This is a genomic window from Bacillus sp. ISL-51 (assembly GCF_018613535.1).
Lineage (GTDB): Bacteria > Bacillota > Bacilli > Bacillales > Bacillaceae > Bacillus.
Genome location: NZ_JAGGQB010000005.1, coordinates 647953 through 661606, shown reverse-complemented (window position 1 = coordinate 661606; position 13654 = coordinate 647953). Strand labels below are relative to the sequence as shown.

13 protein-coding genes are annotated in these 13654 nt (G+C 46.6%); 9 read left to right on the top strand and 4 right to left on the bottom strand.

From position 1 onward, the window contains the following. Nucleotides 1-64 precede the first annotated feature (64 nt). The 5 genes from hemE to J7E26_RS08140 all read left to right on the top strand — a co-directional run bounded on the left by hemE (nt 65) and on the right by J7E26_RS08140 (nt 6714). On the top strand, nt 65-1126 hold the full coding sequence (gene hemE, locus J7E26_RS08160) for a uroporphyrinogen decarboxylase (RefSeq protein WP_214800750.1): 1062 nt from the start codon (nt 65-67) through the stop codon (nt 1124-1126). A gap of 71 nt (nt 1127-1197) precedes the next feature. Continuing rightward, nucleotides 1198-2133 (top strand): ferrochelatase, encoded by a 936-nt coding sequence (hemH, locus tag J7E26_RS08155; protein ID WP_214800752.1) that lies wholly within the window; start codon nt 1198-1200, stop codon nt 2131-2133. Between the two features lie 27 nt (nt 2134-2160). Next, the gene (hemY, locus tag J7E26_RS08150) at nt 2161-3594 is read left to right on the top strand and encodes a protoporphyrinogen oxidase (RefSeq protein WP_214800754.1); all 1434 of its coding nucleotides are present in this window, start codon (nt 2161-2163) and stop codon (nt 3592-3594) included. A gap of 147 nt (nt 3595-3741) precedes the next feature. Continuing rightward, the gene (locus tag J7E26_RS08145) at nt 3742-4314 is read left to right on the top strand and encodes a TetR/AcrR family transcriptional regulator (protein WP_214800756.1); all 573 of its coding nucleotides are present in this window, start codon (nt 3742-3744) and stop codon (nt 4312-4314) included. A gap of 69 nt (nt 4315-4383) precedes the next feature. Beyond that, a complete protein-coding gene (locus J7E26_RS08140; RefSeq protein WP_214800758.1) occupies nt 4384-6714 on the top strand; it encodes a YhgE/Pip family protein in 2331 nt (776 codons plus the stop codon). 71 nt (nt 6715-6785) lie between these two features. Here the strand turns inward: J7E26_RS08140 and fabHB are convergent, their stop codons facing one another. Both fabHB and J7E26_RS08130 read right to left on the bottom strand, forming a co-directional pair. Further along, nucleotides 6786-7763, bottom strand: a complete 978-nt coding sequence (gene fabHB / locus J7E26_RS08135; protein ID WP_214800760.1) for a ketoacyl-ACP synthase III — start codon at nt 7761-7763, stop codon at nt 6786-6788. A 115-nt stretch (nt 7764-7878) separates the two neighbouring features. After that, nucleotides 7879-8052 (bottom strand): hypothetical protein, encoded by a 174-nt coding sequence (locus J7E26_RS08130; RefSeq protein WP_214800762.1) that lies wholly within the window; start codon nt 8050-8052, stop codon nt 7879-7881. 157 nt (nt 8053-8209) lie between these two features. On the opposite strand from J7E26_RS08130, the gene J7E26_RS08125 reads away from it, so the two are divergent. After that, nucleotides 8210-9250 carry a M42 family metallopeptidase gene (locus J7E26_RS08125; protein WP_214800764.1) on the top strand — a complete coding sequence of 347 codons (1041 nt, stop codon included), beginning with the start codon at nt 8210-8212 and terminating at the stop codon, nt 9248-9250. 39 nt (nt 9251-9289) lie between these two features. Here the strand turns inward: J7E26_RS08125 and J7E26_RS08120 are convergent, their stop codons facing one another. Continuing rightward, nucleotides 9290-10579 (bottom strand): glutamate/proton symporter GltT, encoded by a 1290-nt coding sequence (locus J7E26_RS08120; RefSeq protein ID WP_214800766.1) that lies wholly within the window; start codon nt 10577-10579, stop codon nt 9290-9292. A 232-nt stretch (nt 10580-10811) separates the two neighbouring features. After that, nucleotides 10812-10946: a protein YhfH gene (yhfH, locus tag J7E26_RS08115; protein ID WP_016938325.1), complete on the bottom strand. Its 135-nt coding sequence runs from the start codon at nt 10944-10946 to the stop codon at nt 10812-10814. A gap of 157 nt (nt 10947-11103) precedes the next feature. Here yhfH and J7E26_RS08110 point away from each other — a divergent pair, with 157 nt between their 5' ends. From J7E26_RS08110 to J7E26_RS08100, 3 genes are all read left to right on the top strand, one after another. Next, nucleotides 11104-11838 (top strand): MBL fold metallo-hydrolase, encoded by a 735-nt coding sequence (locus tag J7E26_RS08110; RefSeq protein WP_214800768.1) that lies wholly within the window; start codon nt 11104-11106, stop codon nt 11836-11838. 12 nt (nt 11839-11850) lie between these two features. After that, a complete protein-coding gene (lplA, locus tag J7E26_RS08105; RefSeq protein WP_214800771.1) occupies nt 11851-12846 on the top strand; it encodes a lipoate--protein ligase in 996 nt (331 codons plus the stop codon). Nucleotides 12847-12928: 82 nt separating this feature from the next. Further along, nucleotides 12929-13573: an SDR family oxidoreductase gene (locus J7E26_RS08100; RefSeq protein ID WP_214801310.1), complete on the top strand. Its 645-nt coding sequence runs from the start codon at nt 12929-12931 to the stop codon at nt 13571-13573. Nucleotides 13574-13654: the final 81 nt, after the last annotated feature.

The following is a 13654-nucleotide window of genomic DNA, read 5'->3' as shown; positions in this document are numbered from 1 at the left end:
AAGGTATAGTGTAATGGGCGAAGAACACGAACGTATGGTTGCAGGAGGAAAGGTGGAAATTCAGATGAGTAAACGAGAAGCGTTTAATGATACGTTTTTAAAAGCGGCACGGGGAGAAAAAGCGGGTCACGTCCCGGTTTGGTATATGAGGCAGGCGGGGCGCTCGCAGCCGGAATACCGCAAGCTGAAGGAAAAATACGGCTTAGTCGAAATTACGCACCAGCCCGAGCTGTGCGCTTATGTGACAAGGCTGCCGGTCGAGCAGTACGGAGTGGACGCTGCCATTTTATATAAAGACATTATGACGCCGCTCCCTTATATCGGAGTGGACGTTGAAATTAAAAACGGAATCGGCCCGGTGATCGATCAACCGGTGCGTTCCATGGCGGATATTGAAAAGCTCGGCGAACTGAATCCTGAGCAGGATGTTCATTACGTGCTTGAAACGATTCGATTACTCGTAAACGAACAGCTGAACGTTCCGCTCATCGGATTTTCGGGCGCGCCTTTTACGCTGGCCAGTTATATGATTGAAGGCGGCCCTTCAAAAAATTACAATAAAACGAAAGCGTTTATGCACAGTATGCCCCAAGCGTGGCAGATGCTGATGGATAAGCTCGCGGACATGATTATCGTGTACGCCAAAGCGCAAATCAAAGCGGGCGCCAAAGCCATTCAAATTTTCGATTCATGGGTCGGCGCGCTGAACCGCGAGGATTACCGTTTGTATATCAAACCGGTGATGGACAGAATTTTCCGGGAGCTTGCCGCAGAAAATGTGCCGCTGATCATGTTCGGCGTAGGCGCCAGCCATCTCGCGCAGGATTGGCATGATCTTCCTCTTGACGTCGTCGGTCTAGATTGGAGACTCAGCATAGAAGAAGCCAGAAAACAAGGCATCACAAAAACGGTTCAGGGCAATCTTGATCCGTCGCTCCTTCTTGCGCCGTGGGAAGTCATCGAAGAAAAAGCGAAAGCCATTCTTGATCAAGGCATGAAAACGGACCGCTTTATTTTTAATTTAGGGCACGGCGTATTCCCTGATGTAAAACCGGAAACGCTGCAAAAGCTGACGGCGTTTGTACATGAATACTCCTCAGCCAAAAAAACGGAACAATCTTCCTGAGCAAATCGTTGGTTATAAGAAGGTTTTACTGTCAAAATCAATGACAGACCATCAAAAGAGGTGTTAACAATATGAGCAGCAAAAAGAAAATGGGGCTTCTTATCATGGCTTACGGAACGCCTTATAAAGAAGAAGACATAGAACGGTATTATACACATATCAGACGCGGCAGAAAGCCGGAACCGCACATGCTTCAAGATTTAAAGGACAGATATGAAGCGATCGGAGGGATTTCTCCGCTTGCGAAAATTACCCAAGAGCAGGCGGAAAAGCTCGAACAGCGTTTAAATGAAATTCAGGATGACGTGACATTCAAAGCTTATATCGGCCTGAAGCATATTGAACCGTTTATCGAGGATGCGGTGGCGGAGATGCATAAGGACGGCATTACAGAAGCCGTCAGCCTTGTGCTTGCTCCTCACTTTTCAACATTCAGCGTCCAGTCGTATAACAAGCGCGCCAAAGAAGAAGCAGATAAGCTCGGCGGCTTGACGATCAAGTCTGTTGAAAGCTGGTACGATGAGCCGAAATTCGTGGACTATTGGGTCAGCCAAGTAAAAAAAACGTACGAAGCAATGCCGAAAGCAGAACGCGATGAAGCTATGCTTATCGTCTCTGCGCACAGCCTCCCTGAAAAAATTAAGGAATACGGCGATCCGTATCCAGACCAGCTGCATGAGTCAGCAAAGCTGATTGCAGAAGGCGCCGGAATTGCCAATTACGCCGTAGGCTGGCAAAGTGAAGGAAACACCCCTGATCCGTGGCTCGGGCCGGATGTGCAGGATTTGACGCGGGAATTGCATCAGGAGCATCCTTATAAAGCATTTGTATATGTGCCTGCAGGTTTTGTTGCCGATCATTTAGAAGTGCTTTACGATAATGATTATGAATGCAAAGCCGTTACGGATGAAGTCGGCGCAAGCTACTATCGTCCGGCCATGCCGAATGCACAGCCTGAATTTATCGACGCGCTTGCAACGGTCGTTCTGAAGAAGCTGGACAATTAGAATTAAACGGTAAAGAAGGCGATAAAAATGAGTGGCGATACAAAACATCTGGTCATCATCGGCGGCGGCATCACGGGATTAGCCGCCGCCTTCTACATGGAAAAAGAAATCAAGGAAAAAAACCTGCCGCTTGAAGTGACACTTATCGAAGCAAGCCCGAGAGTCGGCGGCAAAATTCAGACGGCTCATAAAGACGGCTACATTATTGAACGCGGCCCGGATTCTTTTTTAGAAAGAAAAAAAAGCGCTCCGCAGCTCGTAAAGGACTTAGGCATTGATCATCTGCTCGTCAACAATGCGACCGGCCAGTCTTATGTGCTTGTCAATGAGACGCTTCACCCAATGCCGAAGGGCTCGGTGATGGGTATTCCGACAAAAATTGCCCCGTTCATCTCGACCGGTTTATTTTCTGTTCCCGGAAAAGCCCGGGCGGCGCTGGACTTTGTCCTGCCTGCAAGCAAGCAGAAGGAAGATCAGTCTTTAGGAGAATTCTTCCGCCGGCGCGTCGGAGACGAAGTCGTTGAGAATTTAATAGAGCCGCTTTTGTCGGGAATTTACGCCGGCGATATTGACAAACTGAGCCTTATGTCAACGTTTCCGCAATTCTATCAAACGGAGCAAAAGCACCGGAGCCTGATTCTCGGCATGAAAAAAACAAGGCCGCAAGCGTCAGGCCAGCAGCTGACAGCTAAAAAGCAAGGCCAGTTTTTAACGCTGACGACAGGGCTTCAGACCCTTGTTGAAGAGCTGGAGAAGCAGCTCAAGCTGACAAAGATGATCAAAGGAACAAAGGTGACTCATATCGGCCGTGAGGAAAAAGGGTATTCGGTTAAGCTTGATAACGGCGATGTGCTGAAGGCAGAGGGATGCATTGTAACAGCTCCGCATAAAGCCGCAGCCGGAATGCTTTCCGATCTTCCCGCCGTTTCATGTCTCAAAGACATGCATTCTACGTCAGTGGCCAATGTCGCCTTAGGTTTTCCGGCAGAATCCGTTAAGATGGAGCATGAAGGAACGGGCTTCGTCATCTCCAGAAACAGCGACTTCTCCATTACGGCCTGCACGTGGACGAACAAAAAATGGCCGCACGCGGCGCCTGAGGGCAAAACCCTTCTCAGAGCGTACGTCGGCAAGGCCGGGGATGAATCAATCGTTGATCTTTCAGATAACGAGATCATAAAAATCGTAATGGAAGATTTAAAAAAAGTGATGAACATCACAGGTGAGCCGGAAATGACGTGTGTGACCCGCTGGAACGAAAGCATGCCGCAATACCATGTCGGCCACAAAGAGCGCATTAAAGAGTTCAGAGATGCGCTGAAAGCTTCCTATCCGGGCGTATACGCTACGGGCGCTTCTTTTGAAGGCGTAGGGATTCCCGACTGTATCGACCAGGGAAAAGCGGCCGTATACGATACACTGGCATATTTATTTGAATCCTATCAGCCTCCGTTATCTTAAACGGAGGCTTTTTTGTATGTTCCCATCTTCTGCAGGGAACACCAATAGTGAGAAAAAACATTTGAATCTTTTTCATGACTGTGATAAGTTATCTTATGTACAAAATGACTAAAACGTTCAAACGGTCAATTTAACGAGGTGGGAAACATGTCCGTCGATCGGAAAAAGCTCATTCTGGAAGCGGCAACGAAGTCTTTTACACAATTCGGCTATAAGGCAACGACAATGGATTTGGTGGCAAAGCTTGCAAATGTGGGGAAGGGAACCATCTACACGTTTTTCAAAAACAAAGAAGAACTGTTCGATGATATCTTTACCACTATTTTAAGAGAAATGAAGGAGCACGCAGACGAAGCGATGAAACCGGATCTTTCATTTCACGAAAACGTTCACCGGGCGCTGACGGCCATATTGGAATTCAGAAAAACACATCAGCTGACCATTAAAATTTTTCAAGAAAACGCTGAGATTGGTACAATAGCCGTTCAGGAAGTGATCGCGAAAATGGAGCGCGCCATCCTGGCATATATTAAAGATAAGATAGAAAGAGCCGTCGAAAACGGGAGCATTAAACCGTGTGATCCCGAGTTGACCGCCTTTGTGATGCTCAAACTCTACATCGCGCTTATTTTTGATTGGGAAAAAAACCATCCGCCCCTTGAAAAAGAGACGATTGCCGAATTGCTGGAAATGTACGTCGTTCAAGGATTATCTCAATAGATGATCCTTCACTTTTTAAATCGTGACCGTTTTGTTAAATGAGTCAGTTTGCGGAAGGAGGCAGCAGGGATGAATACGATAAAAAACCAGTGGAAAGAAATTGTAACCAGCAAGAAACTGTTGATCCCCATTATTGCCATTTTATTTGTTCCGCTGATTTACAGCGGAGTGTTTTTAAAGGCGTACTGGGACCCGTACGGCACGGTGGATCAGCTGCCGGTTGTCGTTGTAAACCAGGATAAAGGGTCAGATTATGAAGGGAAGCATCTTCAAATCGGCGATGACCTTATAAAAGAGTTAAAGAAAAATAAAAACTTTGATTGGCATTTTTCAAGTGATCTTGATCAATCGTTAAAGGACTTATTAAATGCTAAATATTATTTATTGGTCGAGATTCCCGAAGATTTTTCAAAAAACGCCAGCACCGTACTGGATAAAAATCCGAAGAAATTGGATTTGAAATATCATACGAATGCCGGTTCAAACTATGTCGGGGCAACAATCGGCGAAAAGGCGATCGACAAGCTGAAAGCCTCTGTTTCAAAAGAGGTGACAGAGCAATACGCCAAAGTGATTTTTGATAACTTTAAAGATATTGCCAAAGGTCTCGGCGATGCCAGCAGCGGCGCCAAAAAAATTGACGACGGCACGAAAAATGCGAAGGACGGCAGCGCTAAGCTGAAGGAAAACTTAGCGAAGCTGACCGAAAGCACCGCAACCATCAGTGATAAAACAGCACAGCTGGCTGACGGAGCGGCGAAAGTGACAAGCGGAATTCAAACGCTTGACAGTTCTATCACAAAACTGCAAAGCGCGAGCGCCGAAATTCAAGATAAATCAGGGCAGATTGCTTCAGGAGGAGGTCAAGTGGCCAGCGGGCTGAAAACAAGTCTTGACGGACACAAACAGCTGCAGCAAAAAGTTCCTGATTTAACGAATGGATTAAGCGTGTTAAACAGCAAGGCGCAAGAAGTGTCTCAAAAAGCAGCGGCATTTGAAGATGCCCTCAATTCTGTCAATCTCTCAGTAATAGAAAAAGCAGTCCAGAATCTAGAGCAGACAGAAAAGGAAATGCAGCAGTTTAAAAATCAGCTTTCTGATTTGAAGAACAGCCTCAGCGCACGTGATGACGCCGTGAAAAAGGTGATTCAGAACAGCGATTTCTTAACGGATGAACAAAAAACGAAACTCGTTCAGCTTCTGAATGAAAAGCTGCCTAAAGCTGACCTTCCTGATTTAGACCGGATCGTCAATCAGCTTCCGTCCGCTGACGATATTCAGCTTCCTGATATGTCAGCCATTAAGAGTGCTTTGGAAGACGTAAAAGCGAAGGCGGAACAACTAAAAGCGCTGCCGCAGTCTACATCCAAACTGTATAACGGCGCAGCGGCGGTACAAAGCGCGATTGACCAGCTTACCGCAGGAACCGATAAACTGTACAACGGAGCTCAAACCGTCTTTGAAAGCCAAAACAAACTGACGGCTGGTATCGGCGAATATAACAGCAAATTCGCCCAGCTTAAATCAGGTTCAGGAGAGTTAGTGTCAGGGAGCGGCCAAGTGTCCGGCGGCTTATCGAAGCTGTTAGACGCGCAAAACAAAATTCATGACGGGTCATCCAAAATTGAACAAGGCCAAGATTCTCTCGGCACCGGCTTAGGCAAGCTTTTAGACGGCACCGGCGAATTATCCAGCCAGCTTAAGGACGCTGCGGATCAAACCGGAGATGTTAAGGCGAATGACAAAAACTACAGCATGATCGCCGATCCGGTGAAAACGGACGATAATGCGATCCATTCTGTGCCTAACTACGGAACGGGGCTGACGCCTTATATTTTGTCTATGGGCTTGTATGTCGGCGGATTGATGCTGACGGTTGTATTCCCGCTGAAAGAAGCCTCAGGCCGTCCGAGAAACGGGTTTGAATGGTTCCTCAGCAAATTCAGCGTCATTCTGCTCGTCGGGCTTATTCAATCCGTTATCGTGGCGACGGTTCTCTTAAAAGGAATCGGGCTTGATGTGGAAAGCACTTGGAGATTTTATCTCTTCACGATGATTACAAGCATCGCGTTCTTGTCTATGATTCAGCTCTTAGCGACAACGATGGGGAATCCGGGCCGCTTTATCGCTGTCATTATCCTCGTGCTTCAGCTTGGGGCAAGCGGCGGAACCTTCCCGCTTGAGCTGCTGCCGGGATTCTATCAAGTCATTCACGGCGCATTGCCGATGACTTACAGCATCAACGGCTTCCGGGCCGTCATCTCAAACGGCGATTACAGCTACATGTGGCAGCAGGCATTTATTCTGCTTGGCATCGCTGTTGTGATGATTCTGCTCACCATTGTGTACTTTATCGTGCAAAGCAGAAAAGAAGACGTGACAGAAGAACAGACAGCATAAGAAAAAGAGGCTCTGAGCATAACGCTCAAGCCTCTTTTTTGTGTCCGGCCCTCAGTGCCGCCCAAAAGGCATTAAAACCCCCATCTCACCAACAGTCCGGTATATGTCAAGCCTCCGCCGAACCCGAATAATACCAATGTCTCACCTTCAGACAGTTTTCCAGCTTTTACGGCTTCATCCAGTGCAAGAATAATAGAAACAGAGGAAGTGTTTCCGTAATATTCGACGCTTGTCAGCGTCCGGTCAGCCGGGAAGGGGATTTTTTCACATATGGATTCGATCATCCGCATGTTGGCGCTGTGCGGAACAAACCAATCCACATCTCCTTTTGAAAAACCGGCTTTTTCTAAGAGGGCGTGAAATTCTTTGGGCACGGTCCTTACCGCCCATTTATACACTTCACGTCCGTTTTGAACCATATGTCCGCCGTCTTTGAGCGGCTCTCCGTTCAAATCATTGCGCAGCCCCGCGCGATACAGGACATCCGCGCTGCTTCCTGCCGTTCCCTGTACGGCCGCCAAAAATCCCGGTGAGGACTCGTCCCGTTCAACAAGCAGGGCCCCGGCTGCATCTCCGAAAAGGACACAGGTTGTCCGGTCGGTATAATCCGTTACTTTGGATAACGTTTCACCGGCAATGACGATGATTTTTTGATGCGATCCGGCTGTAATTAATCCGTCAGCAAGCTGAAGCCCGTAAGTGAGTCCCGCGCATGTTGCGTTAATATCGAGCGCCCCTGTGTGCGGCCAGCCGAAGTAAGCCTGTACGCGGGCTGCGGTGCTCGGAAACGCGTAGTCTGCTGTCGTTGTAGCGACAAGGATCATATCGACATCATCAAGAGTTCCGCTGTATCTTCCGGCAAGGTTTTTCACCGCTTCAATACATAAATCAGAGGTGAATTCATGCTCGCCGGCAATGCGTCTTTCTTTCATCCCGGTGCGCTGAACGATCCATTCATCAGACGTATCCACGATACGTTCCAAATCTGCGTTTGTTAACCGGCGTTCCGGGACATATGTACCGATAGCTGTAATTTTTGATTTTGACATATACATCCACTCCTTTACATCAGATTATAACACCAGATATTAATACTTGGTACTAATAAATAATAAAAAACCAAGCAGTCATAAATCCCTGCTTGGAAGAACATGAGAAATTTATTTATAGAATATTTTGATGTGAGAATCTACCAATCTCGGCGGCGGTGACAGCAGCATGGATGATGCTTTTTCTCTTTTTTCTTTTTGCAATGATCTTCTTTTCTTTTTTTGCAGCAGCAGAAGAAGTCATCAAACCAGTCGTTATCGAACCAATCGTCAAACCAGTCATCATCAAACCATTTCCGCTTATGTGATTTGCGGCAGCACATACATATCCCTCCTTTTCTCATGTTCTCTTCATTCTATGAAAAAAGAGGAGGAAAAGATTGGACCGGTTATGGATGAAAAGAGTATATTTTAAGAAGAATAAAAATAGATAGGAGGAATGACCTGTGGCAGCTGTACAAAAAACGATGGAACTGATTAAAGAGCTGGTATCAATTCCGAGTCCGACGGGCAATACATATGAGGTCATAGCATATGTAGAAAACCTTTTAAAGGGATGGGGTGTTCCGTCTTACAGAAACCGTAAAGGGGGTCTCTTTGTAACAATTCCCGGCCGGGATAGCAGCCGGCACAGATTGCTGACGGCGCATGTGGACACGCTCGGCGCAATGGTAAAGGAAATAAAAGAAGACGGCAGGCTGACAATAGATTTGATAGGCGGATTCCGCTACAACTCCATTGAAGGAGAATATTGTGAAATCGAAACGGCTTCAGGCAAAACATATACGGGGACCATTTTAATGCACCAGACATCCGTGCATGTCTATAAAGATGCGGGCAAGGCTGAACGGAATCAGGCGAATATGGAAGTCCGCCTTGATGAGCCTGTAAAGACGAAGCAAGAGACAGCGGATCTCGGGATCAGAGTCGGCGACTTTATCTCGTTTGACCCGCGCGTGCAGATTACGCCAAGCGGTTTTATCAAGTCCCGCCACCTTGATGATAAAGCCAGTGTGGCGCTGCTGCTTGAATTAATTCACCGTATCACAGCAGAAAAAATCGAGCTGCCGTATACGACGCATTTTCTGATTTCAAATAATGAAGAGATCGGATATGGGGGGAATTCAAACATTCCGCCTGAAACCGTTGAATATTTGGCGGTGGATATGGGGGCGATCGGAGACGGGCAGTCAACGGATGAATATACCGTTTCGATCTGCGTGAAGGATGCGAGCGGGCCGTACCATTATCAGCTCAGAAAACATCTGACTGAGCTGGCAGAACGGCACGGCATCGACTATCAGCTTGATATTTATCCGTATTACGGTTCTGACGCGTCAGCGGCCATCCGTTCAGGGCATGACATCGTTCACGGTCTGATCGGCCCGGGAATCGACGCTTCGCACGCATATGAACGCACGCACGAATCATCGCTTCACAATACGGCGAAGCTGTTGTACCGCTACGTTCTGTCGCCGATGGTATGAAAAAAAGCCTGCGCGGATTTACTCCGTGCAGGCTTTTCGTTAACCGGAAATGGTCGTATTTTGTTCTGTTTTGGCAAGGCTCATGATTTCCGCGCCTTTAGCGGCGTCATATTGGCCTTCCCATTTTGACATCACAACAGATGCAAGCGCGTTTCCGGTCAGATTGACGACCGTACGGGCCATATCCATAATCCGGTCAACACCGGCGATGAAAGCAAGCCCTTCTGCAGGAACGCCGATTGTACCCAGTGTTGCAAGCAGGACGACAAAAGAAGTCCCTGGCACGGCAGCCATTCCTTTCGATGTGACCATTAAGACAAGCACAAGTGTAATCTGGTGCCAAATGGTCAAGTCAATGTGGTATACCTGAGCGAGGAATAGAGCGGCAATTGATTGGTACAGCACAGATCCGTCTAAGTTAAAGGTATATCCGATCGGCACGACGAAGGATACAATACCTTTCGGACATCCGATTTTCTCCATCTTCTCCATGACGCGGGGGAGTACGGTTTCGGAGCTTGACGTAGTGAACGCCAATAAAATTTCATCCTTCATGTAAGCGAGGAATTTAAAAATGTTTACACCGGCAAGCTTTCCGACGATTCCGAATACGACAAAGAGGAAGAAAGCAAGGGCTATATACACTAAGCCGACCAGTTTACCGAGTGAAAGCAGGGAACTGAGGCCGAATTTGGAAACGGTAACACCAATAAGGGCAAAAACACCAAACGGCGCGACTTTCATGACTAGGTTTACAACATGGAACATCGCATGAGATACACCTTCAAAAAAGGTCAATACCGGCTTTCCTTTTTCTCCGATAGCTGAGATACCGAGTGCAAACAGCACAGTGAAGCAAATAATAGCTAGAAGATCACCTTCGGCCAATGATTGGAAGAAGTTTGTCGGTACAATATGCAGGAACGTATCTGCAACAGATTTATTGCTTTGTTCCTTTTCTGTTTCAACGTATTGGCTGATGTCTGTTTTTTGAGCTTCATGTATATTAACGCCTGCTCCCGGATGAAAGAGATTGGCCAGGGCCAGTCCAAGAATGATGGCGAAAGTAGTAATGATCTCAAAATACAAAATCGTTTTGAAGCCTAATTTTCCGACCTGTTTTCCGCTTCCTGCGCCGGCAACGCCGATGATTAAGCTGGAGACGACGATTGGAATCACTATCATTTTAATTAAGCGTAAAAACAAATCGCCGACAGGCTGTAAATAGACAGGGATTGCGGGATTGCCATACCAGATGACACCGACTATGACCCCTAGTATGAGTCCGACGAAAATTTGCGTCGCTAATCCAAAGCGTAATTTTTTCATAGATTACCTCCCGAAGAAAAAATGCAATAAGTATCTAAAAAGATAGCTATTAGAACAAATTATAATAGAAAAGAAAACATTTCGTCTATAGTTAAATATAGTTTGAATATACTGAATAATAGAAATAATTCAGATGATTGCTAATAATGGTGAATGACGCCCTATTCAGAAAGTATGATAGCTGTGACAAAAAAAGGCACCGCACATGCTGGGAATGTGCGGTGCCTTTTTGTCACATATCCTTTATTTTCAAGCAGTCGTCACACACATTGCCGTAGCATTCATGCTGTTCAGCTATTTCTTTTCCGCATTCCGCGCACTTTTTACCGGGTAGATTTCTAAAAAATTCAGTTATTTTATCCAACATACCCATCCCTCTTTCGTTTTATTGTCTCTATATTGTATTATAACAGTTTTGAAAAATCAACGGCTGTTTTGACACAATGTTTAAAACATGCAATTTGAACGAAAAATAGGTATATTGGAGGAAAGGATCTATTCACAATAAACATTCGGAGGCTAATATGAAAGTTACAGTTATTGGTTGTTACGGCGGCTTTCCGGCCGCAAATGAAGCAACGTCAGGTTATCTGTTTCAATCCGGCGGTTATTCTCTGCTTGTCGATTGCGGCAGCGCAGTATTATCAAAGCTGTTCGCCTATGTTCCGGCAGAAGAGCTTGACGCCGTCATTTTGTCACATTATCACCATGATCATATCGCTGATATCGGACCGCTTCAGTTCGCCAAGCAAGTCGGCTCCTTTCTCGGAAAGGGAACGCAGGCGCTTCCTATTTACGGGCATGATGCTGATATAGAACAGTTTCAGCGTCTTACATATAAAACACATACAAAAGGAATTGCCTATCAGCCTGACCAGCCGCTTTCTGCCGGGCCGTTCACCATTACATTTTTAAAGACCGTTCACCCGGCCGCCTGTTATGCCATGCGGATTACTGACGGCTCGCATACTGTTGTGTACACGGCTGATTCAAGCTATCAGGACGCCTTCATCCCATTTGCTGAAAATGCTGACCTTTTAATCTGCGAGTGCAATTTTTATGCCCATCAAGACGGCACCAGCGCGGGTCATATGAACAGCATTGAAGCCGGACGCATCGCCGAAGAGGCCGGCGCTGGCGAGCTGATTCTCACGCATTTGCCGCACTTTGGCGAACATCACAAGCTGCGGGAAGAAGCAAAAACCGTGTTCGGCGGCGAAGTGAAAATCGCCTTTTCGGGGCTGAAGTGGGAGAAATAAAGGAGGAGCACCATGTTATTTATTGATAATCAAAACCATTATGACCCGAGGATCAACCTCGCGATAGAAGAATATTGCGTGAAATATCTCGACCCTGAACAGACGTACCTGCTGTTTTATGTCAATCAGCCGTCGATTATTATCGGAAAAAACCAAAATACGATAGAAGAAATTAATACGAAATACGTTGAGGATAACGGCATTATCGTCGTCCGCCGGCTGTCCGGGGGCGGTGCGGTCTACCACGATCTCGGAAACCTCAATTTCAGCTTTATTACAAAGGATGACGGAGACAGCTTCCATAATTTTAAAAAATTCACCGAACCTGTCATTCAAGCACTGCGCCAGCTCGGGGTGGAAGCGGAATTAAGCGGAAGAAACGATATCATGGCAAACGGCAGAAAAATTTCAGGAAACGCCCAATTTTCGACGAAAGGACGGATTTTCAGCCATGGCACTTTGATGCTGGATTCCTCGATTGATCATGTTGTGTCAGCCCTGAAAGTGAAAAAAGACAAAATCGAATCAAAGGGCATCAAATCAATCAGAAGCCGCGTCGCCAATATCAGTGAATTTCTTGACGACAAAATGACCGCAAATGAATTCAAAAACCATTTGCTTCGCCATATATTCAACACTAATGATCTTGACGAGGTGCCTGAATATAAATTGACAGAGGAAGACTGGAAGGTCATCAGAAAGATTTCCGAGGAGCGCTATCAAAGCTGGGACTGGAACTTCGGCAGATCTCCGGCTTTTAACCTCCAGCATTCCAAGCGTTATCCGGTCGGTTCGATTGATCTCCGTCTGGAAGTGAAAAAAGGAATGATCCAGGACTGCAAAATTTTCGGCGATTTCTTCGGCGCAAAAGACATAAGTGAGATCGAACAAGCCTTGACCGGAAAGCAATATGACAGAGCCGCCATTCGGGAAGCGCTAGCCGGGATCGATCTGAAACAGTATTTCGGCAATATTGATAAAGAAGATTTTCTTGAGCTGATTTATTAGAGCATTTGCCAAACACATCATTTGAAAAGGCGTTCGCTTGTATGAAATGATAGGCACACAATGAACATAGGGAGGGATCATGATGAAAGTATTTCTCATCGGTGCGAACGGACAGATCGGACAAAGACTGGTCGGGCTGTTTCAAAAAGACGGCACACATACCGTCCGGGCAATGGTCAGAAAACAAGAGCAGAAAGAAGCGCTTCAAGCTGCCGGAACGGAGGCCGTCACTGCGAATTTAGAAGGAAGCACGGAGGATATTGCAAAAGCCGCACAGGGGTGTGACGCCGTTGTTTTTGCCGCGGGATCAGGAGGCAGCACGGGATATGATAAAACGCTTTTAATTGATCTTGACGGAGCGGCAAAAGCCATAGAAGCGGCAAAGTCCGCCGGAATTGATCGGTTCGTGATGGTCAGCGCTCTTCAGGCCCATAACCGCGAGAATTGGAATGAATCTTTGAAGCCGTATTACGCTGCGAAGCATTATGCGGACAAAATCCTTGAAGCAAGCGGTCTGACGTATACGATTATCCGTCCCGGCGGGCTTTTGAATGATCCGGGCACGGGCATGGTTGCAGCGGCTGTCGATTTAGAAAGAGGGTCTATTTCAAGAGAAGATGTCGCACAAACGGTTCTCGCCTCTTTAGATGAAATGAATACACATGGCAAGGCGTTTGATCTGACGGCAGGCGGCACGCCGATAAGAGAAGCGCTGAAACAAGTGTAGTTTTCGGTTTTCCGGCACTCGGGGCTTTTTGCCCTTGAGTGTTTTTCTATATTTTTCTATAATGAAAAGTGAACGTTTATT